Source organism: Tabrizicola soli (assembly GCF_015999335.1).
Classification (GTDB): Bacteria; Pseudomonadota; Alphaproteobacteria; order Rhodobacterales; family Rhodobacteraceae; genus Tabrizicola; species Tabrizicola soli.
The window spans coordinates 77192-100839 of the sequence record NZ_JAEACP010000005.1 but is presented as its reverse complement, the minus strand read 5'-3'; the positions used below and the strand labels follow the sequence as shown (position 1 = coordinate 100839).

Here is a 23648-nt window from a genome sequence, read left to right as displayed (position 1 = left end):
TCGCCCCTGCGCGTTCTTCACGCGCGGGAGCGAGAGAAAAGGCTTGCGCGGAACGCGCTCGATTGAACGGGCCGAACTCAGGGATTGGCCGCGATCACCTCGTTCAGCCAGGGCACGAAATGCGAGATGTTGGTATAGGCCGAGAACAGCGCCGTCTCCTCGCAGCCCTGGCCCGACCGGGCGCTCAGGCCCCAGCTCACGATCCCGGCCTGGATATAGCCGCCATCCTCCAGCGGCACGACCAGCGGCCCGCCGCTGTCGCCGTTGCAACTGGTCTTGCCACCCTCGAAGGTGCCCGAGCAGATCATGTTCTCGCTCACCGGCTTCGGCGCGCGGGCCAGAAGCTCGTCCCAGATCGCATAGGCGTCCGCTTCGCCCACCCCCAGCGTCTGCACCGCATAGCCGAAGCCGCCCGCGGCATCCTCGGCCATCGCCTCCAGCATCGCAGAATTGCACAGTTCGCGGTCCAGCACCTGGATCTGCGCCTGCCGCAACTGCGGCGAGGCCATCGCGCCCTCCTGCAGGCCCCAGCCGGTGACGATCGTGGTCACGCCCTGCCGGTTCAGGATGTCGCCGTATTCGGCGTCCGGCACCTCGATGGTCTGGAACGGCACCTTCGGCGCACGGGCAAGCTTGACCAGCGCGATGTCGAAATCGAACTGGGCGCCCGAATAGGACGGGTGGCGGAAGATCGCCTCGACCGGGATCAGGTCGCCCTTGCCCGGCTGCAGCGCGTTGGTGCCGACCAGGATCGCGACCTCCTGCGGCATGAGGTCGGCGAAACTGCCATCCTCCTGCGGCATGTGGATGCAATGCGCCGCCGTCAGCACCCAGCGGTCCATGACCAGCGAGCCGCCGCAGAACTGGGCATCCGTGCCGACCTCGGCCCCGGCGATCAGGAGCGCCACCTGCCAGGGCCAGGCGCCCTCGGCCGCGACCTCGCCGCCGATGACCTTGGCGCCCGCCGCATCCGCCGTCTTCGCGCGCTCGGCCTTGGCGCCGGACCTGGCATATTCGTAGGGCGAGGCCGTCACCGCCCTGGGCACGGCAAATCCCGTCTCCTCGGCCTGGGCCGGGACGGTGAGGGCGACGGCGAGGGCAAGCAGGGGAAGGGCGTTCCGCATCTCAATTCTCCATGGCAATCTTGGGGGTCAGGCGCACCAGCTGGCGCAGCATCACCAGCGGGGCGGGTTTCAGGGTAAAGCCTCGGCTCCGCGCCTCAGGGTCCAGCCGACCCTCCAGCCAGAGCGACATCGCATCCGTCCCGGCCGCGCGCGCCCGCTCGGGCGCGGCGAGGCGCGTCAGGTCCACGCGGGGCGCTGCGGGATCGGCCGGCACCGCCAGCACCCAGATCTCCTCCAGCCCCGCCGCGCTGCCTTCCTCGATCATCAGGCCGACGCGGGTGGTTTCGCCGGGGGCCAGCCGGTTCGCCAGATTCTGCATGGGCCAGATCGGCGTCACCGCGAAATCCGCCGCGAAATACAGGACCGAGACGTCCTGCGCCTTGCCGCCGGTGTTCTTCAGCACCAGCCAGAGCTGGTCGCAGGGCGCCACCCCCGTTGCCGGATCGAACGCCTCCGCCTCGCCCACCGTGCCGCAGCCACCCAGTGCCGCCCGCCGCTCCACCGTCATCGTCAGCGGCGGGGTCGCGGTCAGCCCGCGCCCGGTGGCACCTGCCAGCACCTCGCGCAGCCGCAGCCCCTGCGCCGCCTGGTCCAGCATCCGCGCCACCGCCTCGCCGGGCGTCTCGCCGTCACCCGCCACGATCCGGGGTGAGGAGCCGGGCCCCGCCGGGTCCAGCACCCCGTCCGCCCCGGCCAGCGCCACCCCCCCGTCCACCAGGATCGGCACCAGATCGGGCCCCGGTCCCGGCGGCGGCAGGGCGGCGGTCCAGGCGGCATAGTCCCGGCCGTCGTCCGGATCGGCGCGCACCGGGGCGGCCAGCGCCAGGGGCTCGGGCGGCGGGGCGCTGACCAGTTCGGCCCAGGCCGCGCCCTCGGGCACCACCCCGGCGATCCGCGCCTCGCGCGCCGTCACCCGGACCAGCGCAAGCACCGCCAGCGGCTCCCCGCCCGAGGCTTCCGCGTAGACCGCCACCTCGGCCCCCTGCGCCAACCCCTGCAGGAGGCCCCCCTCCAGCTTCCCGGCGACGACGGGCCACCGCGTCGCGCCCGTCCCCTCGCCGAAGACCTGCGCCTCCAGGAGCGGCCCCTCGCCCTCGGGCATCTGCCGGGCCGGGCCCTGCACCATCGCCTCGGTCGTGGCCGCCAGGACCTGTGCCCAGCTTGCCCCCGGCGCCTCGCGCAGGACCTGGGCCAGCCGCAGGGTGAACTCGCCATGCCATGTGCCGTCGGCCATCGGATATTCGAACGACCGCTGGTCGGATTGCGAGGAATAGAGGAACACGAACTCCCCGCTCAAGGGCGGCAGGGGATCGCCCACGACCGGCGCCACATCCTCGGGGATGCCCAGCAGGCCTTCCTCCACCACCCGCGCCACGCCCCCCGCGCCCAGCGCCCGGAACCCGGTGGCCGAATGGCAGGCGTCGATCAGCCCCACGACCCGCACGCCCCGCGCCAGCGCGCCCTGCGCCCATTCCTGCAACTCATCGTCCAGGATCGCATTCTCGACCGCCCCGATCGCGCCCTTCCAGCCCAAGGCGTCGGCGGGCAGGAGGATCTCGTCATGGCCCCCGCCCTCATCCCCCGACATGTCCGGCGCCTGCGCGCCGTGGCCCGAGAAATAGAAGACCAGCGTGTCGCCCGGCTGCGATTCCGCCGCCGCGGCGTCAAGCGCCGCCATGATCCCGGCCCGCAGCGGCGGACCCGTCGCCACCCCCGCCGGCAGGCCCGAGGGATCGGAGGTCAGCACCATCATCGCCCCGGCGGGAACACCCCGCGCGGCCAGCGTCCCGGCCATCAGGCGGACGTCGTTCGCCGGTCCCTTCAGGTCGGCGTCCAGCACCAGATAGTCGCCCACCCCGACCAGAACCGCCCGCACCTCGGCCAGGGCAGGAGACCCGGACAGGGCAAGGGCGCAGAGGAGCGGATGGAGAAGGCCACGCATGATGCCAAACTCTATCCGCGCGCCGGGATGGAACAAGTGCCCCGCCGCGCATGACGGAATTTGTCACCGGCCCATCAGCCTGAAATTTTTCGGCGAAAAATTTCAGGCCCGCCTCAGTTCCCCACCGGCAGCACCCGCCGCCCGCCCGAGGCGATCCCCGCCTCGATCCGCGTCTCGACCGCGTTGCCGTCCAGCGAGGCGAGGAACCCGTTGAACTCCGGCGTCGCCCTGACCGCCATCCGCCCCGCCGCGATCACCTTGTCGATCTGATCGCCCTCCAGCTTCAGCCGGGTCGGCACCCGGTTCATCTCGTCGCGCAGATCGGAGGGAAGGCTGGCGAAACTCGCCTCGCCGACGAAGAGCTTCACATCCCGGCAATCCCAGCCCCCGGTATCGCCGCGCAGCCGCCGGACCTCCGCCAGCGGCAGGGCGCAGCGCCATTCGATCAGTTCCATCTCCCACAGCCTGAGCTCGCCCCGCATCGAATCGTAGCCCGAGCGCGAGGCCGCCGACATCGCGCTGGACGCGATCGACATCGCCAGGTTCACGCCCCCCGGCCCCGCGACCTTCTGCGTCCAGCCGTAGTCCGATTCCACGCCCGCATTGGCGACCAGGAACAGCATCCGCTTCAGCTTCACCGCCTCTTCCGCCGTCAGGGGCGCATAGGGAACCTCGGCCCGCGCCCGCTCCACCGCCAGGCCGGTGGTGCCGAAATTGTCGGTGATCCCCCCGTCCAGGAGCTTGACGAACTTCACCTCATTCGGATCGGTATAGCTTTCCAGCGCCCTTGCATGGGCGCGCATCGCCGCCGTCGCCTCGGGATTGTAGCGCGCCGCCGTCAGCCAGTCGGGTTCGCGATAGGCGCAGTCGCCCTGATGCGCCCTCAGCACGATGGGGGTGAAGACCAGGGGATAGGCCGCGCTGGCCGCAACCGCCTCGGACAGGCGGACCTGCGACAGGTCGGAACAGAGCGCGTCGAAGGTCTCGGGGCTGAACAGGAAGGGCGTGTTGTTCGCCATGTCGGTGGCGTTGATCCAGGTCTTGATCCGGGAGCGGCGCAGGTCGGCGAAGGTCGCGCCGTGGAACAGGGTCTCGTCCAGCGTGCGGCCGAAGGTGTCGCGCCCGTTCACGCCCCCGGCCACGCCCTTGACGATGGTCAGCGGGTTGAAGCCCGAGGTGACCATCCGCGCCTCGCCGTCGCTGGCCAGGAAGGCGCGGAACCCGTCCAGTCCCCGCGGCCCATGCAGCCCGAACTGCGCCGCCATGATCGAGCCGCCCGACACGCCCGAGACCAGCCGCACCTCGTCCAGAAGTCCCTCCGGCCCCGCCCCCGCCGCGCGCAACTCCTCCAGCATGCCATAGGCGAAGGCCGTGGCCCGGAATCCGCCGCCCGAGAAGGCGAGGCCGATGTAATGCTCGCCCTCCCCCGTCCCCGGATCCGACAGCGGCGCGTTCTCGCCCTGCAGGGGCTGGTTCGTCGGCTGGTTCCAGGGGGCGCAGCCAAGAAGCACAAGCAGGGGAACAAGGGCGCGCCGCATCGGGAAACCGTGGATGAAATGCTCAGTCGGATTGCTGAAGCCTTGGCCAATGGATTTCAAGGGTAAATCCGGGGCCCTCGGGCAGGACCAGCCGCGCGCCGTGCCGTGCGGCGATGGCGCGCACCAGTGCAAGGCCAAGGCCGTGGCCGGGGGTCCCCCGGTCGCGCTCGGCCCTGGTGAAGCGGTCGAAGGCTTCGGCCCGCATCTCCTCGGGCAGGCCCGGCCCGCTGTCGGCGACGCGCAGGACATGGCGGTCCCCGGCCGTGGAGAGGTCCAGCTCCAGCCGGTCGCCCGCCGCGCAATACTTGACCGCGTTGTCCAGAAGGTTCGACAGAAGCTGCGCGATCAGGTTGCGGTCGCCCAGCACCCGCAGCCCCGGCGCGACCCGTGCCCCGGTCGCCAGCCCCTTGTCCTCGGCCAGCGGCTCGTAGAGGTCCCAGACCTCGGCCACGACCGCCGACAGGTCCACCGGCACCAGCCCGCCGCCCGTCCCGGCGTCGGCCTCGGCCCGGCTGATGTCGAGAAGCGAGTCGAACATGCGGATCGCCTGCCGCATCTCGGCCTTCAGCCCGGCCGTCACCTCCTCCTGCCCCTCGATCCGGGAGAGCTTCTGCAGCATCCGGTTCAGGGGCGTGCGCAATTCATGCGCGATGGTGTCGGACAGGCGATGCGTCGCCCGGTTCAGGTTCTGGATCCGGTCCAGCATCGCATGGACATGGGTTTCCAGAAGGCCGAACTCATCCCCACTGCGCGCGCCCGGCAGGCGGGCGTCCAGGGCACCCTCGGCCACCCGGTCGGCCAGATCGTTCAGCCGCCCGATCCGGCGCATGACCGAGCGCGCGGCCAGCCAGCCGACCCCGCCCCCAGCCAAGAGAAGCGCCGCGAAGAGCCCCAGCATCCCGCGCCGCATCGCCGCCAGCGTCTCGTCCACCGGCCGAAGACTTCGCGCCACCAGCAGCGGGAAGCCCCCCGGCAGATCGCGCGCGACGGCCAGCCAGCGCGAACCGCCGTCAAGGATGATCCCGGCCGGCTCGACCGCGAAGCCCTCACCTTCGGTCACCACGCCCGCCGGCCAAGCGACCCGGGTGCCCGCCAGCGCCGCGCCCTGCCGGTCCAGAAGGACCAGCATCTCCTCGCCCGTCGCCGCCGTCGCCCGGTATTCGATCGCCTGCCGCAAGGCGATGATCCGGCGCTGGTCGTATAGCGCGCCGAAGCCCGCCAGATCCGCCGCCAGCGCCGCGCGCTGTGCTGCCATCAGCCGCGCCTCGACCAGCCGGTATTGCAGCGCCATCGCCCCCAGCGACAGAAGCGTCACCGCCAGCGCCATCAGCGCCGCCAGGCGAAGCGTCACCCGCGCCGCCATCGGCCGGGCCAGCGTCACCCGCCCACCTTCGGCGCGAAGACATAGCCCTCGCCCCGCGCGGTCTGGATCGCTTGCGAGCCCGCCTCCTCCAGCTTGCGGCGCAGGCGGCCGACATGGACGTCGACGACATTGGTGCCGGGGTCGAAATGCAGGTTCCAGACGTTCTCCAGCAGCTGCATCCGCGTGACCACCTGCCCGGCATTGCGGGCGAAATAGGTCAGAAGCTCGAATTCCTTCGGGCTGACGGCGACATGCGCGCGCCTAACATGCACCGTCCGCGCCTTCAGCCGGATCTCCAGCTCGCCGAAGGCCAGGAGGTCGTTGTCCAGCACCTGCATCGTGCCCCGGCGCAACAGCGCCCTGAGCCGCGCGCGCAACTCCTCGGGCTCGAAGGGCTTCGGCAGGTAGTCGTCCGCCCCCTTCTCCAGCCCCTCCACCCGGTTCGCCGCCCGGCCCAGCGCCGAGAGGATCAGGATCAGCGCCGAGGAGCCCCCGGCCCTGATCCTGGCCATCGCCTCGACCCCGTCGCCGCCGGGCAGCATCCGGTCCAGCACGATCACCCGGTAGGGCTGCGAGACTGCCGCCGCGATCCCGCCTTCAAGCGTGTCGCGATGGTCGGCGGCGCAGCCCAGGCCTTCGACCTCGGCCCGCACGGCGGCGGCGGTCTCGGGGTCGTCCTCGACGATCAGGATACGGTCTTGCATGGCCCCGCCTTCACTCAACGATCATTCAGAACACGACCACGTCCGGGTCAAGCACATTCGCCCCGCCCACCGGCCGCAGGCCCCCGGTCTCGCCCCAGGGGTCGAGGTAGATGTGCCGCGTGGCACCGCCCGGCGCCGCGACCAGGATCAGCACCGGGCTGGTGATCTCATAGCCCGCCAGATCGACCGCCGCGCCGTTCACCGTCAGGATGCGGTCGCCCTGCGCCAGCCCGGCGAAGAGCGCGGGCGAGTTCTCGGTCACCCCCGTCACCACGCCTCCCGCGTCCAGCGCCACACCCAGCGCCGCCAGCCGGTAGGACCTGACCGCCACCGGCGCGGCCTGTCCCAGCTCGCGCAGCCGCAGCCCGCCCGCGTCCTCCGCCACCAGTGACAGCGCCAGCTCCAGCAGCTTTCCATCCCGCAGCAGCGTCAGCACCGCACCGTCCCCCGCCCGCTCCAGCGCGAAGGCCAGTTCCCCCGGCTGATCCAGCGCCACGCCGTCCACCGCCAAGAGGATATCCCCCGCCGCCAGACCCGAGGCCCCGGCCAGCGAGCCCGTCTCGACCCCGTCCACCAGAAGGCCCCCGACCGGCACGCCCAGCGCCGCCGCCACCTGCCGGTCCACCGGCCGCGCCATCAGCCCCAGCTTCGGCAGGGGCGCCAGCGTCTCGGCGACCAGTCCCGGCACGATCACCGCGAGATCGGCGGCCGGGATCGCATAGGCGATGCCCACGAACATCCGGCTGCCGTCGGCGATCTGGCTGTTCATGCCCAGAAGCCGCCCCCCGGCATCCACCAGCGGCCCGCCCGAGGACCCCGGATTGACCGCCGCGTCATGCTGGAGCAGCCGCAGCGGCACCGTGATGTCCACCTGCCGCGCGGTCGCCGAAATCCGCCCCTCGGTCAGCGTGAACTCCACCCCCAGGGGGGCGCCCAGCGCGAAGACCTCATCCCCCAGCCCCGGCACCGCATCCGCCAGCGCCAGCCCCTCGCGACCCGGCGCGACCGAGAGCACCGCCACATCCCGCACCGCATCGCGCGCGATGACCAGCGCCAGTTCCTCGGCCCCGTGCCGGTCGACCAGCCGCACCTCCCCCGCCTCGCCCACCACATGCGCATTGGTCACCGCGACCGTCCCGTCGCCCCAGAGGAAGGCCGAGCCGAGGAAACGGTCCTCGGCATCCGCGCTGTGCACGGTGAACACCCGGTCCATCGCCCGGTCCAGCGCCTGCGCCTCGGCCGGGCCGATCAGCGCGACCAGCACCAGCACGACCAGCACCGCCACCCCTTCGACAAACCGCATCGGGCGGCCTTTTCCCTGCCTTGCCTGCATCGTGAAACACCTTGTCCTGCCTCGTTGCCGCCTTGCTAGCAGCGCCGGTCCGGCAGGGCACATGACAAAGGCCGTCATGCGGAATTCCCGCATTTACAGGCGGAAGGCCGCGCCGCATCCTGCCGTCAGACAGAACCGGGAAACTCCATGCGCCGCATCCTCATTGCCCTGACCCTGACCCTCGCCCCGCCCGCGCTGGCCGAGACCCCCTCCCCGGTCAAGACCGCCGAGCTTTCCGCCCGCCTCCATGCGTTGGGACTGGCGCAGGGCGACCCGCTCCTGATCCTCTGCGCCGCCCGCCTGCGCAAGACGCTCGCCCCCACCGCCAGCGACCGCGCGCCCGAAGGCGGCAGCCCGGCCGCAGGCACCCCGCTGACCTGGGAGGAGATGTTGGCCAGCGCCGAACCGCTTGCCAGCGGCGACGCGGCCCTGACCGGCCTGATCGACGACATCCGCGCCGAGACGGTGAAGGGCGTCGCCTCCGGCCCGGTCTACAACATCGGCCAGCTTGCGGATGGCCGCGACGACACCTACCCGCCGATCGAGTTCCGCGGCGGCGAATATGCCGAGGTCTATGTCGAGGCGAAGGCCGCCACCAACCTGAACCTGACCGTGCACGACGACAGGGGGCGGCTCGTGTGCTCGGATACCGACATCAGCCACATCGCCTATTGCGGCTGGACCCCGGCCACGGGCGGACGCTTCACGCTGAAAGTGGAAAACAAGGGCCCCGCCGCGGCCTCCTATGCGCTGATGACGAACTGATGCTGCGCGCGCTTCTCACCTCCGCCCTCTGCCTTGCCGCCCTGCCTGCCTTGGCGCGCGAGAACTACGCGCTCCTGATCGGAGCGAACCAGTATCCGAACCTGGAAGAACGCTGGTGGTTGAAAGGCCCCGCGAACGACGTGCAGCTCGTCGCCACCTACCTGACGACCGAGGCCCCGGTTCCCTTCGCCGCCGATCATGTCGCCCTCCTCTCGGACGGCGTTCCCGACGCCACGCCGCCCACCCTTGGCGCCATCCGCGCGGCCTTCGCCGACCTCACGGCAAAGGTGCAGCCCGGCGATTTCGTCTACCTGCACTTCTCCGGCCATGGCACCCAGGCCCCGGCGCTGGACCCGACGAGCGAGCTCGACGGGCTGGACGAGCTCTTCCTGCCCGTCGACATCGGCCCCTGGTCGAACCAGGTCGGCGCGGTGGAAAACGCGCTGGTCGATGACGAGATCGGCGCGCTGATCGACGGGCTGCGCGGCAAGGGCGCGAATGTCTGGGCGGTGTTCGACAGCTGCCATTCCGGCACCGTCACCCGCAGCCTCGATGGCCCCGATGACGAGGTCCGCACCCGCCAGCTTCCGCCCGAGGCCTTGGGGATCGACCCCGAGGCGGTGGAGACCACCCGTTCGATCGGCGACCCGCGCGCGCCCGAGGCCCCTTTCGATGCGGGGGAAGGAGAGGGCAGCTTCGTCGCCTTCTTCGCCGCCCAGACCAACGAGGTCACGCCCGAGAAGAACCTGCCCAAGGGCAAGCCGGGACGGAAGCCGCAGGGCGTCTTCACCTGGACGCTGATGGAGGTGCTGGCCGAATATCCGCAGGCGACCTATGCCCAGATCGGGCAGGAGGTCCTGCGCCGCTATGCGGTGAAGAACCTCGCCCGCTCGACGCCGCTGTTCGAGGGCGATCTGGATCAGGTGGCCTTCTCCGGCACCGGCGGCGCCCGCGTCGCGCAATGGCAGGCCGAGGCGACCGGGGCCGGGCTGGTGATCCCCGCAGGCAGCCTGCACGGCCTTACAGAAGGCGAAGTGCTGGCGGTGCTGGCCAGCGCGGCCGATGCCGACGATGCCGCATTGGGCTTTGTGCAGCTGACGACGGTCGACACCTTCACCGCCACCGGCGCGCCCGTGGAACGGGACGGCAAGACCCTGCCCGCCGACCTGCCCAGGGGCGTCACCCTGCGCAAGCTGGACGAGGCGCTGGATTTCACCCTGACCGTCGCCCTGCCCCCCGCGGGCTCGCCCCCCGCCGACGCGCTCCTTTCCGCGCTGGAGGAGCTGACCGCCAGCGCCGGCCCCCGGCTGAGTTTCGTTCCCCCGGACCAGGAGGCCGACCTCCGCCTCGCCGTCCTGCCCGACAGCCCCCGCCCGGAGGCGATCTGGGTCCTGCCCGCCACCGGCCTTGCCGGGGATCCGCCCGCGACCCCCTCGGTCTCGACCGCCGACAAGTCCGGGGCGGAGCTCGCGGCGACGCTGGCCGACACGCTGACCACCATGGCCAGGGCGCAGAACCTGATGAAGCTCGGCGCGGCGGTGGGCGCGGGCGATCTGGAGGTCGAGGTCGAACTCCTCACCCGCACGCCCGAGGACCGCACCCTGCGCCCCCTGCCCTTCGCCCCGGTCCCGACGCTGCTGCCCGAGGACGAGGTGCATGTCCTCGCCCGCAACGGCAGCGACGGGCCGGTGGACGTGAACGTCCTCTACATCGGCGCGGACTGGTCGATCAGCCACTGGTTCTCGGGCCGGCTGCAGCCGGGGGACGAACTGAAGAAGGGCCTGTTCAAGATTTCCGATTCGGTGCTGGGACAGGAGCGGATGCTGGTCGTGGTCACGCCCGCCAAACCGCAAAGTCCGGTCGAGGACCTGAGCTATCTGGCCCAGGACGCACTGGACACCAGCCGCAGCCTCGGCGGCAGCGGCATCGATGCGGCGCTGGCCGAGGCCGGGTTCGGCGAGACCACACGCGGCGCGGTGGCCCTGGGCGAGGAGGCGGCGGAAGGACCGGGTCCCGCGATCCTGCAGCTCGATCTCAGGACGGTGGCTGCCGAATAGGCGCAAGCGCAAGGTGGGTGAATCACCCACCCTACCCGGCAACGGCGAGGACCGCCTGAAAGACGACTGCTACGCCGGGATCACCTTGCCGGGATTCATCCGTCCCTCCGGGTCCAGCGCGCGTTTCACCGCCCGCATCACCTCCAGCGCAACCGGGTCCTTGCGCCGCGCCATCGAGGGCAGCTTCGACAGCCCCACCCCATGCTCGGCCGAGAAACTGCCGCCCAGTTCCTCGACCGCATCCTCGACCAGTTCCAGCACCCGGTCCTTCAGCACGGCATCATCGCCGGTCGGAAAGACGGTGAAATGCAGGTTGCCGTCGCCCAGATGCGCCACCGTCAGGCTGCGGGCCCCCGGGTCCAGCGCCTCCAGTCGCGCCAGGACCTGCACCAGGAAGGCCTCCACCCGGTCCAGCGGCAGGCAGACATCCGTGTCCACGATCGGCCCCAGCCCCAGGCAAAGCTCGGCCGCCGCCTCGCGCCGCGCCCACATCGCCCGGCGCTGCTGCTCGCTCCGCGCGATCACCGCATCGGTGACCAGCCCCTCCTCCAGCATCCCGGCCAGGACCCGTTCCAGAAGCGCGACCAGCGGCACCTCGCCCGTGGCGTCCGGCTCGGCTTCCGCAGGCACCGTCGTCGCCGCCTCGATCAGGATCGTGACCTCGGGCATATGGTCGAAGGCCAGGCCCAGGTCGGGCCGCGCCTCGCGCAGCCGTTCGGAATAGGAGCGCGGCATGAACTCGAACGCCTCGACCCTTCCCCCGGTCGCCTCCTGCATCCGGTTCAGGAGCACCAGCGCATCCGGCACGGAGCGCGCGGCCAGCGTCGCCGTCGCATGGGCGCGCGGCAGGGGCACCAGCTTCATCACCGCCGCCGTGATGATCCCCAGCGTCCCCTCGGCCCCGATGAACATCTGCTTCAGGTCATAGCCCGAATTGTCCTTGTGGAGCTCGCCCATCAGGTCCAGCACCCGCCCGTCGGCCAGCACCACCTCCAGCCCCAGGCAGAGACCCCGCGTGCTGCCATAGCGCAGCACGTTCGATCCGCCCGCATTGGTGGACAGCACGCCCCCCAGCATGGCCGAGCCGCGCGCGCCGAACCACAGCGGGAAATACAGCCCCTCCGCCTCGGCCGCGTCGTGGAGGCGCGACAGGATAACCCCGGCTTCGGCCACCACCAGCCGCGCGTCGCATTTCACCGCCCGGATGCGGTTCATCCGCTCCAGGCTGACCATCACGCCGCCCGTGGTCATCGTCCCGCCCACGAGCCCGGTATTGCCGCCGACCGGCACCACCGGCACCCCATGCGCCGCCGCCACCCGGACGCAGGCCGCCACCTCGGCGGTCGAGCCCGGCCGGACCACAGCGACCGGCGCGCCCTGGTACTTGCCCAGCCAGTCTCGCGCATGGCGGGCCATGTCCGTCCCGGTCAGCACCTGCGCCGCGCCAACCGCCGCGCGAAGATCCTCGATCAGCGCCATCATTTCCCCCGTGACCGGGCGAAGGCTAGCCCATGGCGCGGCCGAACGGAACAGCGCGCTTGACCGGGGGATTTGTTAGCCAATAGGCTAACCATGCACAGCGAAAGGCACCGCCATGCTCCGCGCCCTCCTCCTCTCCGCCCTCCTCACCCTGCCCGCCGCTGCGCAGGACATGTCCGACCTCGGCACCCCGCCCAAAGGGACATACCGCACCGATCCCGCCCATACCCGGCTCTGGTTCCTCGTCGATCACCTGGGCTTCTCGCGCTTCATGGCGCTGTTCACCAAGGTCGAGGCGACGCTGGAGTTCGACCCCGACGCAGCCGAGACCATGCAGGTCAGTGCCAGCGTGGACCTGGCCTCGCTGGAAACCCACAACGACGACCCCACCTACGACTTCAACGCCCTCGTCTCGGGCCCGGATTTCCTGAACGCGCCCGCGCATCCCAGGGCCAGCTTCACCTCGACCCGCGTCACGCTGACCGGAGAGCGCACGGCGGATGTGAGCGGCGAGCTGACGCTGAACGGGATCACCAGGCCCGTCACGCTGCACGCCACCTACAATGGCGGCTGGGGCCACATGGCGCAGGACCCCGGCGGGGCAAGGGTGGGATTCTCGATCGAGACCACGCTGAAACGGTCCGATTTCGGGATCACGAACGGCATCCCCGAGCCCGGCACGACCATGGGCGTCTCGGACGCGGTGCAGGTCTTCATCGAGACCGAGCTCATGAACCCCGAAGCGCCGAAGCCCGCTCAGCCCTGAAACCGCGCGCCCAGCATCCTGCGCAGGGCTTCCAGCGCCGGGGCCGCATCCTCGCAGCCCGCGCCGATCCTGACCGCGACGCTCCCGGCAAAACCGAAAGCGGCGCGCTTGGCGGGGGCGATCGCGATCTCCAGCCCCTCGGGACCAAGCGTCACCGAATCGATCCCGTCCTCGGTCCCGAAGGTCTCGTCCCCGACCTCGAACCAGACCGGCCCGCCCCCCAGCGGCTGGCGGAACAGCGCATAGTTCTCCTCCTCGTCCTCGCCCTCGGCGAAGCCGACGAAAAGCATCCCCTCGTCCTCGACGACCGAGCCATAGGCCGCCTTCACCACGATATCCGCCATCCTTACCCCCGCCAGAAAAGCCACACCGCCACCAGAACCAGCGCCAGCGCCTGGATCCGGTGCATCCTGACCGAAACCGCGGGATCGGCAAGCCATCCGCCCAGAGACCCGGCCGCCAGCACGATCACCAGATGCACCGCCGTCGCCAGCGCCACATAGACCGCCGACAGCGCCAGCGCCGCCCCCGCGCTCGCCGCCTGCGGCAGGAATCCCGGCAGCACGGTCACGAAGAACAGCGCCGCCTTCGGATTCAACAGGTTCGCCACCAGACCGCGCCGGAAACCGGCGGCCCCGTCCTCGCCCCCGCCCGGCCGGTGATGCGCCGGATCGCCCGAATCGCGCCAGCTTTCCCAGGCGAGGAACAGGAGGAACCCCACCCCCGCCAGATGCAGCACACGGTACAGCCCCGGCCAGGCCGCCATCAGCGCCGCGACCCCCACCACGGCCAACACCGCCTGCAGGGCCAGCCCCAGTGCGATTCCCGTCAGCGCCGCCAGCCCGACCCTCCGCCCGGCCGTGGCGGTCAGAAGCGCAAGCCAGGTCATGTTGGGGCCCGGCGTCAGCTCCAGTACCAGCGCCGCCAGCAGGAACGAGGTCAGGCTGTCCGCACCCACCTCAGGGCCATTTCGCGACCGGAGGCAGGCTCATCAGCACGGCGTTGGCGTCGTGCCCGGTCTCGAGCCCGAACTTGGTGCCCCGGTCGTAGACCAGGTTGTATTCGGCATAAAGCCCGCGATGGACCAGTTGCACCTCGCGGTCGGCCTCGGTCCAGGGGGTCGCGATGCGCCGTTCCGTCACCGGCAGGAAGGCCGGCAGGAAGGCGCTGCCGACGTCGCGGGTAAAGGCGAAATCCGCCTCCCAGTCGCCCGTGTTCAGGTCGTCGTAGAAGATGCCGCCCACGCCCCGCGCCCTTCCGCGATGCGGGACGAAGAAATACTCGTCGGCCCAGGCCTTGAAGCGCGGGTAGTAGTCCGGCGCATGGGCATCGCAGGCGCGCTGCATCTGCCCGTGGAAATGCGCGGTATCCTCGGCATATTCGATGCAGGGATTGAGGTCCGCCCCGCCGCCGAACCACCAGGCGCCGGGGGTCCAGAACATCCGGGTGTTCATGTGCACCGCCGGGGTATGCGGGTTCACCATATGCGCGACCAGGCTGATCCCGCTGGCCCAGAAGCGCGGGTCGCTCTCCATCCCCGGCACGCCCCGCGCCGCCATCGCGCGCTGCGCCTTCTCGCCAAGGGTGCCATGCACCTCGGACCAGTTGACGCCGACCTTCTCGAAGACGCCGCCGCCGCGCATCACGCTCATCAGCCCGCCGCCGCCATCGGCGCGCTGCGTCGGCGTCACCTCGAACCGGCCCGGAGTGCCCTTGGCATGCCGGTCCTCCAGCGCCTCGAAGGCCACGACGATGCGGTCGCGCAGGCCCCGGAACCAGGCGGCGGCCTCGGCCTTGCGGCTGTCAAAGAGATCGGTCATCCTCTGCCTCCGGCTGCTTCCGGCCCTGCCTAGCATCCCCGCGATCCGCTTTCCACCGCCGCAAGGAGGGATCCCGATGAAACGTCTTGCCCTTACGCTCTGCGCCCTGCTGGCCGCCTGCGGCACCCCGCAGGAGCAATGCATCAACCGCTCCACCCGCGATCTGCGCACCGTCGACCGCCTGATCGCCGAGACCGAGACCAACCTCGACCGGGGCTATGCGCTCGAGACGATCACGGTCTACGAAATGGAATGGGACTGGTGCCATTCCCATTCGAAACCGGGCGAACCGCCGCGCCCGCCGCATATGTGCCTCGACCGCGAGCCGGTCACGAAGACCCGGCCCAAGGCCATCGACCTGCGGGAAGAGGCGCGGAAGCTGGAAAGCCTGCAGGCCAAGCGGCGCGAACTTGCGCGCGAGGCGCAGCCGCTGATCGCCCAGTGCAAGGCGGTCTACCCGGAATGATCAGTGCGAGGGCGCGCAGGCCACGTCCAGGATGCCGCGCCCGCCGTCCACGGTCAGCACCTGCCCCGTGACGAAGCCCGCCGCGTCGGATGCCAGGAACTGCACCGCCTCGGCCAGCTCGGCCGGGGCGGCGATCCGGCCGAGCGGCGTGGCGGCCGTGATCATCTCGCGGTAATCCGGGTTGTCGCGCAGCGCCACCTGCAGGCTTGCGCTCATCACGCTGCCGAAAGCCACCGCGTTGACCCGGATCCCCTTCGGCGCCAGCGCGACGGCCAGCGAGCGCGTCATCTGGTCCATCCCGGCCGCCGCCATCGAATAGCCCAGAAGCTCGGGCCGGGTCGCCTGCGCCGCGATCGACGAGATGTTGATGATCGAGCCGAGCATCGTGCCCTCTTCCAGCCCCGCGCGCTGGCCGTGCTGGATCATCCGCTTCGCCGTCATCTGCGACATCCGCAGCGCCGACAGCACGTTCTGACGCCACAATTCCTCGACCCCGTCGGCCTCGGGGTTCAGCACCTCCGAGACCATCATCTTGCGGTTCGCGTTCACCAGGATGTCCAGCCGGTCGAAGGCATCAACGGTGGCCGACAGAAGGTTGGCGATGGTCAGCTTCTCGGTCAGGTCGCCGGCGAAGATGCGGATCGGCCCCTCGGCCCGGGCCTCCTCGCCCAGTTCGGCCTCGAGCCGGGCCTCGTCGATGTCGGCGAACATCACGTTCGCGCCCTTGTCGACCAGGTGCCGCGCGATGGCAAGCCCGATGCCGGCCGCCGCGCCGGTCACGATGGCGGTCTTGCCGCTGACGGAAAAGGACATGCACTGCCTCTAGGGTTTCGCCCGCCTGGGCTTGATGGCGTGGATGACGCGGAAGGCGCCATCGCCGGCCACCTCCTGCACCTCCAGGAAGCATTCGGCCAGCACCGCATCATAGGGCAGGTGGCGGTTGGCCACCAGCCAGAGCCCGCCATCCGGCGCCAGCATCCGCCGCGCCGCCCGGATGAACCCGGCACCCAGCCCGGCGTCTGCCTCGCGCCCGGTGTGGAAGGGCGGGTTCGTCACCACCGCGTCCAGCAGGCTCTCGGGCTTCCACAGGGTCGCATCCGCCCAATGGAACCGCGCCCTCTCGTCGGCCACGTTGACCTTGGCGCAGGCCAGCGCATCGGCCTCGGCCTCGACCAGGTCCAGCCGCTTGACCCCCGGCCGCTTCAGGATTTCGGCCGCGAGATAGCCCCAGCCGGCCCCCAGATCGGCGATCTTGCCGCCCAGCCTGGCCGGCAGCGCCCCGGCCAGGAGGGCCGAGCCGCGATCCGGTCCGTCGGCCGAGAACACCCCCGGCAGGGTCTGGAATCCCCCGACCCGCGACGGCTGCGCGCGCCAGTCCGACAGGTCGGGCCCCACCGGGAACGAGGCGAGCTTGCCATGCGCCTTGGACAGGCTCTCCGACAGCTCCACCCGCCTGCGCAGGTCCTTCAGCGCCGTGTCGATCCCGTCGGTCTTCTGTCCGTCCACCGCGACCCAGCCGCCGGGGGCCACCTCGGCCGCCGCCTGCGCGATCAGCGCGCGCCCCGCCTCGCGGCTGCGCGGCAGGCAGACGATGGCGGCGGCATAGGGCGGCGCGGGGGCAACCGCATAGGCCCTGGCGAAATGGTCGTGGTCCGGCCGGAACCCGGTCAGCACCACCACCCGCTCCTGCGGCAGCGCCAGGAGGCTGTCACCGATCCGGGGCCGATAGACGGCGATCCGGCCCTCGCCGGGAAGGACTAGCGCGCCGCTTTCCAGCGCCAGGGACAGACGGGCGGACCGCATGGGACTCAGGCCCCGGACCCTTGGAGGGAGGGCCGAAGAATCATTCCTTTTCCATCGTGCATTGCAGCGGATGCTGGTGCCGGCGCGAGAAATCCATCACCTGCGCCACCTTGGTCTCGGCCACCTCGAAGCTGAACACGCCCACCACCGCCAGCCCCTTCTTGTGCACCGTCAACATGATCTCGAAGGCCTGGGCATGGTTCAGGCCGAAGAACCGCTCCAGCACATGGACGACGAATTCCATCGGCGTGTAGTCGTCGTTCAGGAGCAGCACCTTGTACAGCGGCGGGCGCTGGGTCTTCGTCTTGGTCTTGGTCAGGATCGAGGTGTCGTTCCCCGGCCCATCCGTCTTGTCAGACATGCTCAACGGACGAATGGACACGGGCCTCGGCTTCCTGGATTCGGGGGTTGCATCTCATTGCGGAAATATAGCCTCTTTTGCCGCAGCGAAAAGGGGGCGGCGCAGGGGCCGCCCAAGGGTGCTTCATGTTGACCACGATCGGCTTCGACGCCGACGACACGCTCTGGCAGAACGAGGCCTTCTTCCGCCTGACGCAAGAGCGTTTCGCCATGCTCCTGTCGCGCTACGCCGACCCCCTGCTTCTCGCCCAGCGGCTGGAGGCGGCCGAGCGGCGCAACCTCGGCCACTATGGCTTTGGCGTGAAGGGCTTCACCCTGTCGATGATCGAGACCGCGATCGAGGTCACCGAGGCCCGCGTCCCCGCCCGGCTGATCGGCGAGATCGTGGCGGCGGGCCGCGAGATGCTGGAACACCCGATCGAGCTTCTGCCCCATGTCCGTGCCACGGTGGCCGCGCTGGCCACCGAGTACCGCGTCCTGCTGATCACCAAGGGCGATCTTCTGGACCAGGAACGGAAACTCGCGCAATCCGGCCTGGGCGAGCTTTTCGACGGGGTCGAGATCGTCAGCGACAAGACCGCCGAATCCTACCGCACCATCTTTGCCCGCCACGGCACCGGCGCGGATCAGGCGATGATGGTGGGCAATTCTCTGAAATCCGACGTCATTCCCGCCCTGGCCGCCGGAGCCTGGGGCGTGCATGTCCCGCATGGCGCGACCTGGGCGCTGGAAGCCGCCGATCCGCCCGAGGGCCATCGGCGCTTTCACGTGATCGAGACCCTGGCCATCTTGCCGGCCCTGGTGGAAAGCCTTAAGCCCGGCCGCAACGGATAGCGGCGACAGGTGCCCCGGCCGCAAGATGTGGCCGGGTGCTGCATCCGCGCAACTGGGTGAGCTTGTCCCGCAAAGTCCTTGGTATTTTTGGGTTTTCGGAATCCATTCCCTGTGCTAGCCTTCCCTCCGAGGCAGAACTGGCACCGGGAAACCCGGGCCGCACAGGCAAAGGAATGGGCGACGTGGCATCGCTTGTCGGGCGCATTCTCCGCGCAGTCTTCGTATATCTCGTGGTCGGCACGGTGCTGGTGACCAGCCCGCTGCAGGCGGCTCCCTTCGCGGCCATCGTGATGGACGCGCGGTCCGGCGAGATCCTCTATGAAAAGAACGCCCGCACCCGGCTGCACCCGGCCTCGCTGACCAAGATGATGACGCTCTACATCACCTTCCAGGAGATCGAGGCCGGCCGCCTGTCGCTGGACACCAAGGTCACGGTGTCGAAATACGCCGCCTCGCAGCCGCCGTCGCGGCTGGGGCTGAAGCCGGGCCAGAAGATCGCCGTGCGCTACCTGATCCGCGCCGCGGCGGTGAAATCGGCCAATGACGCGGCGGCCGCGCTCGGCGACCAGATCGGCGGCGACTACACGGCCTTCGCCAAGCGGATGACCAAGACCGCCCGCAGCCTGGGAATGAACGACACCACCTTCCGCAACGCCAACGGCCTCACGGCCGAGGGGCACCTGTCCACCGCCTATGACATGAACATCCTGGGGCGGCACCTGTTCTATGATTTCCCCCAGTATTACAACATCTTCTCGCGCCGCACCGCCGATGCGGGCGTGGCCACCGTGCGCAACACCAACTCGCGCTTCCTGGACGGCTACGAGGGCGCCGACGGCATCAAGACCGGCTATACCTCGGCCGCGGGCTTCAACCTGACCGCCTCGGCCGTGCGCGGCAACAAGCGGATCATCGCCACCGTCTTCGGCGGCACCTCGACCGCGAATCGCAACGCCAAGATGGCCGAGCTGATGGACCTCGGCTTCGGCACCGCCAAGAACCGTGTGAAGGAACAGCCGCCCGAGACGCCCGCGCCGCTGCCGTCGGATGCGCTGATCGCTTCTGCCGAACCCGAGATCGACGAGATCGGCGCCGAGGGCGGCGCGGGCAAGACCGTCCGCGTCTCGGGTGGCGTGGCGTCCAGCCTGCGGCCCAAGGCCCGGCCGGGTGCTCCCGCCCCGGCCGTCCCCGACGCGGTGGCGATCGCCATGGCCGCCAGCATCGACGGCGCGCTGGCCGAGGCCACCGCCGAACCCGCCCCGCCCGGCACCCTGGACTTCCAGGCCGAGACGATGGCCGGCCCGGCGCCCGAGACCGCCCCCGAAACCGCCATCGCCGAGGCCCTGCCCGAGGTCGAGGTCCCGGCCGAACTCCTGCCCGAACCCGGCACGCTGGAGGCCCAGGCCACCGCGCTGGCAGCCCTTCCCGCCGAGCCCGCGCCCGAGCCCGGCACGCTGGACGCCCAGGCCGCCGCCCTGGCCGAAGGCGCGCTGCCCGCCGAAACCCCGGCAGAGATCGTCCCCGAGGCCACCACCCTCGCCGCCGCCGAACCCGCGCCCGAGCCCGGCACGCTCGAGGCCCAGGCCGCCGCCCTCGCCGAGGAAATCCTGCCTGCCGTCGCCGACCCGGCCCTCGCCGCCGTGCAACCCCTGGCCCGTCCCGCAACCCTCGCCCCTGCGGCCGAGACCCCCGTCGACCTTGCCGCCGCGCCGCAGGAAGTCGTCACCGACCCCGGCCTCGCCGCCGGGGCCGGGCCGGTCGAGCTCGCCCTCGCCGACCCGCAGGCGGAACTGACCGCCGTCGAGACCCTCGCCGCCGCCGCCAACATGGCCCCCCCCGTCCCGGCCGCACCCGCCCGCAAGGCCCCGATCTTCGACCCGGTCGAGGTCGCCGAGGCCCCCGAGCCGGAGCAGGAGGAGGTCGTCGTCTCCATGTCCACCTCCGGCGGCCGGCATTTCGGGGTGAACGTCGGCGAATACCCCTCGCGCTACGAGGCCGAGCGCGCGCTGCTCAAGACCGCGCTGGCCGAAAGCGCCACGCTGAACGAGGGGCTGCGCAAGACCTCGCAGGCCGGCGGCGCCTGGCGCGCCAGCTTCATGGGGCTGACCGAAGAACAGGCGGAACTCGCGTGCCGCCGGCTGCGCGCCCGCGCCGTGCCCTGCGAAACCGTGGGGGGCTGAGATGGTCGCGCTCGTCTTCCCCGCCCTGCCCACCGTCACCCTGCCGGTCACCGGCCGCGCCGAACGCTTCCCGGTCCGCCGCATCTTCTGCGTCGGCCGCAACTACGCCGAACATGCCCGCGAGATGGGCGGCGAGCCCGAGAAGGAGCCGCCGTTCTTCTTCACCAAGCCCGCCGATGCCGTGGTCGAATCCGGCAGCCGCATCCCCTACCCGCCCGCGACCACCAACCTGCACCACGAGGCCGAACTGGTCCTTGCCATCGGCAAGGGCGGCGCGATGGTGGCCGAAGAGGACGCGCCCGCGCTGATCTGGGGCCATGCGACCGGCAACGACCTCACCCGCCGCGACCTGCAGGCCGAGGCCAAGGCCAACCGCCGCCCCTGGGACATGGCCAAGGCCTTCGACAAATCCGCCGTGATCGGGCCGATCCGCCCCGGCGCCCTGCCGGACGGCAGCCTGCGCTGCACGGTGAACGGCGCGCTGCGGCAGGAGGCGCGGCTGTCGGACATGATCTGGAGCCCGGCCGCGATCATCGCCGCGCTGTCGCGCCTCGTCAGCCTGTCGCCGGGCGACCTGATCTTCACCGGCACCCCCGCCGGCGTCGGCCCGCTGACCCGCGGCGACATCTGCAAGGTCGAGATCGACGGGCTGCAATCGGCGACGGTGACCATCGGCTGACGCTCGTCGATGACTTCGTCACTCCTCGCAGCGCCCTGCCGACGAGGAGACGAAGTCGAACGAGGAGGTGCCTCAGGGCTTTGGCCGGTCGTCCCAGTCCCGGGTCAGGATCCGGTTGGCATCGCCCTCCGGGTCGTCGAACTGCCGCGTCTTCATCGCCCAGAAGAAGGCCACCAGCCCGATTCCTCCCAGGAACAGCGACACGGGGATGAGGATCGACAGGATCTCCATCAGCGCAGCCGCATCGCGTTCAGGGAGACGGTGATCGACGACAGCGACATCGCCAGCGCAGCGGCCAGCGGCGTGGCCAGCCCGACCAGCGCCAGCGGCACCGCGACCACGTTGTAGCCGCCCGAGATCAGGAAGTTCCCCACCATCCGCCGCGCCGCCTGCCGCCCAATCCGGACCGCATCGGCGATCGGCGCCATGTCCTGGCCCAGAAGCACGATGTCGGACGCCACCCGCGCCGCGTCCAGCGCCGAAGCGGGCGAGATCGAGACATGCGCCGCCGCCAGCGCCGCGGTGTCGTTCAGCCCGTCGCCGACCATCAGCACCTTGCCCGTCCGCGAGAGCTCGGCCACCCGCGCGGCCTTCTCCGCCGGCAGCACGCCCGCGCGCCAGTCGGCGATGCCCAGCCGCGCGGCCAGCGCCCGGACCGGCGCTTCGGCGTCGCCCGACAGAAGCTCGACCTTCAGGCCCGCCTTCTGCAGCGCCGCCACCGCCTCGGCCGCGCCCGGACGGGGCCGGTCGGTGAAGGCGAAGCCATGCGTCGCATCGCCCAGCGCCAGATAGGTCGCCGTCTCGGGCAGGGCCTCGGCCCCGCACCAGTCGGCCCGGCCCAGCCCCACCCGCCTGCCCTGCCACAGCCCCTCGATCCCCTGGCCCGGCACCTCGCGCAGGTCCTGCACCGCCTCGGGGGCGATGCCCAGCGCCCGCGCGCCTTCGGCCAGCGCCCGGGCCAGCGGATGCGACGAGCCCGAAGCCAGCGCCGCCGCGACCGCCACCACCTCACGCGGCTGCCCGGCCAGCGCCACCGGCTCGGGCACGCCAAGGGTCAGGGTTCCGGTCTTGTCGAAGACCACGGTGTCGACCTCGGCCAGCCGCTCCAGCGCCGTGCCATGCTTGATGAGGAGGCCCTTGCGGAAGAGCTTGCCCGAGGCCGAGGTGATCACCGCCGGCACCGCCAGCCCCAGCGCGCAGGGGCAGGTGATGATCAGCACCGCCGCCGAGATGTTGATCGCATGGCGCAGATCGCCGCCCGTCGCCCACAGCCAGTAGCCGAAGGCGCTGAACGAAAGGATATGCACCAGGGGCGAGTAAAGCCCGGCCGCCCGGTCGGCCAGGCTGGTGTAGCGCGTCTTCGCCCCTTCGGCGACCGCGACCAGGTCGGCCATCCGGTGCAGGCTCGATTCCTTGCCCGCCGCCGTCACCCGCACCGTCAGCGGCCCGGTCAGGTTGACCTCGCCCGCGCTGACCACCGTGCCCTCGCCCGCCTGCACCGGCAGGCTTTCCCCGGTCAGCAGGCTGCGGTCCAGCTCGGAGGCGCCCTTGACCACGATCCCGTCGACCGGCATCCGCGCGCCGGGGCGGACCAGGACCAGATCGCCCGGCTGCACCGCCGCGATCGGCGTCTCGACCTCGGCCCCGTCCAGGAGCACGATGGCGCGCGGCACTTCCAGCGCCGCCAGTTCCTCGGCGGCCGAGCGCGCGACGGCCCGCGTCCGGTGGTCCAGATAGCGGCCGAGAAGCAGGAAGAAGGCCAGCATCACGGCGGCGTCGAAATAGGCATGGTGACCCGACATCCAGGTCTCGTAGACCGAGATGCAGGAGGCCAGGATCAGCGCAAGGCTGATCGGCACATCCATCCCCAGCCGCCCCCGGCGCAGGCTGGCCCAGGCCGACCTGAAGAACGGTTGCCCGGCGAAGATCACCGTCGGCAGCGCGATGGCGCCCGAGATCCAGTGGAAGAGGTCGCGCGTCGCGTCCTCGGCCCCGGACCAGACCGCGACCGACAAAAGCATCACGTTCATCATGCTGAAGAAGGCGACGCCCAGCCGCATCAGAAGCTCGCGGCCCTGGCGGTCGGTCTCGGTCACCGACAGGAGGCCGGGGTCCAGTTCATGCGCCTCCTGCCCCTGCCCTTCTAGCACCTCGATCAGCTGGGCCGCCGTGACCTGCGGCATGGCCTCGATGCTGGCCCGCTTCAGCGTCAGGTTCACCCGGGCCGACAGGACCCCCGGCACCGCCTGCAGCGCCGCCTCGACGGTCGAGATCGACTGTGCCCCCGCCGCATTCGGGAGCGACAGCACGATCCGCCCCGCCCGGTCGGCGCGCAGCGCGGCGATCCGCTCGGCCGCGGGCACCACCACGCAGGCCGGACAGGCCGAGACCGGGGCACGCCCGTACTCCTGCCCGAAATCCTCGACCACCGCCAT

General features: G+C 70.9%; 22 protein-coding genes. 7 read left to right on the top strand and 15 right to left on the bottom strand.

Features of this window, described 5'->3' with window-relative positions:
- Nucleotides 1-77: 77 nt before the first annotated feature.
- The 6 genes from I7S92_RS05845 to I7S92_RS05820 form a co-directional block, all read right to left on the bottom strand.
- Nucleotides 78-1124, bottom strand: a complete 1047-nt coding sequence (locus I7S92_RS05845) for a S1 family serine peptidase (protein WP_197642553.1) — start codon at nt 1122-1124, stop codon at nt 78-80.
- Between the two features lies 1 nt (nt 1125).
- A complete protein-coding gene (locus I7S92_RS05840; protein ID WP_197642552.1) occupies nt 1126-3066 on the bottom strand; it encodes a caspase family protein in 1941 nt (646 codons plus the stop codon).
- 113 nt (nt 3067-3179) lie between these two features.
- Nucleotides 3180-4604: a patatin-like phospholipase family protein gene (locus tag I7S92_RS05835; protein WP_197642551.1), complete on the bottom strand. Its 1425-nt coding sequence runs from the start codon at nt 4602-4604 to the stop codon at nt 3180-3182.
- Nucleotides 4605-4626: 22 nt separating this feature from the next.
- Nucleotides 4627-5985, bottom strand: a complete 1359-nt coding sequence (locus I7S92_RS05830) for a sensor histidine kinase (protein WP_197642550.1) — start codon at nt 5983-5985, stop codon at nt 4627-4629.
- Nucleotides 5982-6671 carry a response regulator transcription factor gene (locus I7S92_RS05825; RefSeq protein WP_197642549.1) on the bottom strand — a complete coding sequence of 230 codons (690 nt, stop codon included), beginning with the start codon at nt 6669-6671 and terminating at the stop codon, nt 5982-5984. Before I7S92_RS05825 ends, I7S92_RS05830 begins: the two co-directional genes overlap by 4 nt.
- 25 nt (nt 6672-6696) lie before the next feature.
- A complete protein-coding gene (locus tag I7S92_RS05820) occupies nt 6697-7974 on the bottom strand; it encodes a S1C family serine protease (RefSeq protein ID WP_197642548.1) in 1278 nt (425 codons plus the stop codon).
- A gap of 177 nt (nt 7975-8151) precedes the next feature.
- On the opposite strand from I7S92_RS05820, the gene I7S92_RS05815 reads away from it, so the two are divergent.
- Together I7S92_RS05815 and I7S92_RS05810 are read left to right on the top strand one after the other, a co-directional pair.
- On the top strand, nt 8152-8769 hold the full coding sequence (locus I7S92_RS05815) for a hypothetical protein (protein WP_197642547.1): 618 nt from the start codon (nt 8152-8154) through the stop codon (nt 8767-8769).
- Nucleotides 8769-10826 carry a caspase family protein gene (locus tag I7S92_RS05810; RefSeq protein WP_197642546.1) on the top strand — a complete coding sequence of 686 codons (2058 nt, stop codon included), beginning with the start codon at nt 8769-8771 and terminating at the stop codon, nt 10824-10826. Before I7S92_RS05815 ends, I7S92_RS05810 begins: the two co-directional genes overlap by 1 nt.
- 69 nt (nt 10827-10895) lie before the next feature.
- Here I7S92_RS05810 and I7S92_RS05805 read toward each other — a convergent pair whose 3' ends face one another.
- The gene (locus I7S92_RS05805) at nt 10896-12305 is read right to left on the bottom strand and encodes an FAD-binding oxidoreductase (protein WP_197642545.1); all 1410 of its coding nucleotides are present in this window, start codon (nt 12303-12305) and stop codon (nt 10896-10898) included.
- 115 nt (nt 12306-12420) lie between these two features.
- On the opposite strand from I7S92_RS05805, the gene I7S92_RS05800 reads away from it, so the two are divergent.
- Nucleotides 12421-13071, top strand: a complete 651-nt coding sequence (locus I7S92_RS05800) for a YceI family protein (protein ID WP_197642544.1) — start codon at nt 12421-12423, stop codon at nt 13069-13071.
- Here I7S92_RS05800 and I7S92_RS05795 read toward each other — a convergent pair.
- The 3 genes from I7S92_RS05795 to hemF are packed head-to-tail and all read right to left on the bottom strand — an operon-like array spanning nt 13062 to nt 14891.
- Complete coding sequence (locus I7S92_RS05795; protein ID WP_197642543.1) at nt 13062-13415, bottom strand: hypothetical protein; 354 nt, start codon at nt 13413-13415, stop codon at nt 13062-13064. The genes I7S92_RS05800 and I7S92_RS05795 overlap by 10 nt on opposite strands.
- A gap of 2 nt (nt 13416-13417) precedes the next feature.
- Nucleotides 13418-14029 carry a LysE family translocator gene (locus I7S92_RS05790; RefSeq protein WP_197642542.1) on the bottom strand — a complete coding sequence of 204 codons (612 nt, stop codon included), beginning with the start codon at nt 14027-14029 and terminating at the stop codon, nt 13418-13420.
- Between the two features lies 1 nt (nt 14030).
- Nucleotides 14031-14891 (bottom strand): oxygen-dependent coproporphyrinogen oxidase, encoded by an 861-nt coding sequence (gene hemF / locus I7S92_RS05785; RefSeq protein WP_197642541.1) that lies wholly within the window; start codon nt 14889-14891, stop codon nt 14031-14033.
- 76 nt (nt 14892-14967) lie between these two features.
- Here hemF and I7S92_RS05780 point away from each other — a divergent pair, with 76 nt between their 5' ends.
- Nucleotides 14968-15357, top strand: coding sequence for a hypothetical protein (locus I7S92_RS05780; protein ID WP_197642540.1), 390 nt, complete (start codon nt 14968-14970; stop codon nt 15355-15357).
- Here I7S92_RS05780 and I7S92_RS05775 read toward each other — a convergent pair whose 3' ends face one another.
- Genes I7S92_RS05775 through clpS form a run of 3 tightly spaced genes read right to left on the bottom strand, consistent with a single transcriptional unit; the run spans nt 15358 to nt 17521 of the window.
- Nucleotides 15358-16170 (bottom strand): SDR family NAD(P)-dependent oxidoreductase, encoded by an 813-nt coding sequence (locus I7S92_RS05775; RefSeq protein ID WP_197642539.1) that lies wholly within the window; start codon nt 16168-16170, stop codon nt 15358-15360. It lies immediately after the preceding gene.
- Between the two features lie 9 nt (nt 16171-16179).
- Nucleotides 16180-17160 carry a class I SAM-dependent methyltransferase gene (locus I7S92_RS05770; RefSeq protein WP_197642538.1) on the bottom strand — a complete coding sequence of 327 codons (981 nt, stop codon included), beginning with the start codon at nt 17158-17160 and terminating at the stop codon, nt 16180-16182.
- Between the two features lie 40 nt (nt 17161-17200).
- Nucleotides 17201-17521, bottom strand: coding sequence for an ATP-dependent Clp protease adapter ClpS (gene clpS / locus I7S92_RS05765; RefSeq protein WP_197642537.1), 321 nt, complete (start codon nt 17519-17521; stop codon nt 17201-17203).
- Nucleotides 17522-17646: 125 nt separating this feature from the next.
- Here clpS and I7S92_RS05760 point away from each other — a divergent pair, with 125 nt between their 5' ends.
- The 3 genes from I7S92_RS05760 to I7S92_RS05750 all read left to right on the top strand — a co-directional run bounded on the left by I7S92_RS05760 (nt 17647) and on the right by I7S92_RS05750 (nt 21213).
- Nucleotides 17647-18354, top strand: coding sequence for an HAD family hydrolase (locus tag I7S92_RS05760; RefSeq protein ID WP_197642536.1), 708 nt, complete (start codon nt 17647-17649; stop codon nt 18352-18354).
- Between the two features lie 182 nt (nt 18355-18536).
- Complete coding sequence (locus I7S92_RS23130; RefSeq protein ID WP_354001306.1) at nt 18537-20534, top strand: serine hydrolase; 1998 nt, start codon at nt 18537-18539, stop codon at nt 20532-20534.
- Between the two features lies 1 nt (nt 20535).
- Nucleotides 20536-21213 carry a fumarylacetoacetate hydrolase family protein gene (locus I7S92_RS05750; protein ID WP_197642535.1) on the top strand — a complete coding sequence of 226 codons (678 nt, stop codon included), beginning with the start codon at nt 20536-20538 and terminating at the stop codon, nt 21211-21213.
- A 72-nt stretch (nt 21214-21285) separates the two neighbouring features.
- On the opposite strand, the gene ccoS is transcribed toward I7S92_RS05750, so the two are convergent.
- Together ccoS and I7S92_RS05740 are read right to left on the bottom strand one after the other, a co-directional pair.
- Nucleotides 21286-21444: a cbb3-type cytochrome oxidase assembly protein CcoS gene (ccoS, locus tag I7S92_RS05745; RefSeq protein WP_197642534.1), complete on the bottom strand. Its 159-nt coding sequence runs from the start codon at nt 21442-21444 to the stop codon at nt 21286-21288.
- A complete protein-coding gene (locus tag I7S92_RS05740) occupies nt 21444-23648 on the bottom strand; it encodes a heavy metal translocating P-type ATPase (protein ID WP_197642533.1) in 2205 nt (734 codons plus the stop codon). The genes ccoS and I7S92_RS05740 overlap by 1 nt, the downstream gene beginning before the upstream one ends.

What these genes read in the sequence shown, in the direction of transcription:
- I7S92_RS05845 (WP_197642553.1), bottom strand. Translation starts at nt 1,124, where the DNA reads ATGCGGAACGCCCTTCCCCTGCTTGCCCTCGCCGTCGCCCTCACCGTC.
- I7S92_RS05840 (WP_197642552.1), bottom strand. Translation starts at nt 3,066, where the DNA reads ATGCGTGGCCTTCTCCATCCGCTCCTCTGCGCCCTTGCCCTGTCCGGG.
- I7S92_RS05835 (WP_197642551.1), bottom strand. Translation starts at nt 4,604, where the DNA reads ATGCGGCGCGCCCTTGTTCCCCTGCTTGTGCTTCTTGGCTGCGCCCCC.
- I7S92_RS05825 (WP_197642549.1), bottom strand. Translation starts at nt 6,671, where the DNA reads ATGCAAGACCGTATCCTGATCGTCGAGGACGACCCCGAGACCGCCGCC.
- I7S92_RS05820 (WP_197642548.1), bottom strand. Translation starts at nt 7,974, where the DNA reads ATGCGGTTTGTCGAAGGGGTGGCGGTGCTGGTCGTGCTGGTGCTGGTC.
- I7S92_RS05815 (WP_197642547.1), top strand. Translation starts at nt 8,152, where the DNA reads ATGCGCCGCATCCTCATTGCCCTGACCCTGACCCTCGCCCCGCCCGCG.
- I7S92_RS05810 (WP_197642546.1), top strand. Translation starts at nt 8,769, where the DNA reads ATGCTGCGCGCGCTTCTCACCTCCGCCCTCTGCCTTGCCGCCCTGCCT.
- I7S92_RS05805 (WP_197642545.1), bottom strand. Translation starts at nt 12,305, where the DNA reads ATGGCGCTGATCGAGGATCTTCGCGCGGCGGTTGGCGCGGCGCAGGTG.
- I7S92_RS05800 (WP_197642544.1), top strand. Translation starts at nt 12,421, where the DNA reads ATGCTCCGCGCCCTCCTCCTCTCCGCCCTCCTCACCCTGCCCGCCGCT.
- I7S92_RS05795 (WP_197642543.1), bottom strand. Translation starts at nt 13,415, where the DNA reads ATGGCGGATATCGTGGTGAAGGCGGCCTATGGCTCGGTCGTCGAGGAC.
- hemF (WP_197642541.1), bottom strand. Translation starts at nt 14,891, where the DNA reads ATGACCGATCTCTTTGACAGCCGCAAGGCCGAGGCCGCCGCCTGGTTC.
- I7S92_RS05780 (WP_197642540.1), top strand. Translation starts at nt 14,968, where the DNA reads ATGAAACGTCTTGCCCTTACGCTCTGCGCCCTGCTGGCCGCCTGCGGC.
- I7S92_RS05775 (WP_197642539.1), bottom strand. Translation starts at nt 16,170, where the DNA reads ATGTCCTTTTCCGTCAGCGGCAAGACCGCCATCGTGACCGGCGCGGCG.
- I7S92_RS05770 (WP_197642538.1), bottom strand. Translation starts at nt 17,160, where the DNA reads ATGCGGTCCGCCCGTCTGTCCCTGGCGCTGGAAAGCGGCGCGCTAGTC.
- clpS (WP_197642537.1), bottom strand. Translation starts at nt 17,521, where the DNA reads ATGTCTGACAAGACGGATGGGCCGGGGAACGACACCTCGATCCTGACC.
- I7S92_RS05760 (WP_197642536.1), top strand. Translation starts at nt 17,647, where the DNA reads ATGTTGACCACGATCGGCTTCGACGCCGACGACACGCTCTGGCAGAAC.
- I7S92_RS05750 (WP_197642535.1), top strand. Translation starts at nt 20,536, where the DNA reads ATGGTCGCGCTCGTCTTCCCCGCCCTGCCCACCGTCACCCTGCCGGTC.
- ccoS (WP_197642534.1), bottom strand. Translation starts at nt 21,444, where the DNA reads ATGGAGATCCTGTCGATCCTCATCCCCGTGTCGCTGTTCCTGGGAGGA.
- I7S92_RS05740 (WP_197642533.1), bottom strand. Translation starts at nt 23,648, where the DNA reads ATGGCGGTGGTCGAGGATTTCGGGCAGGAGTACGGGCGTGCCCCGGTC.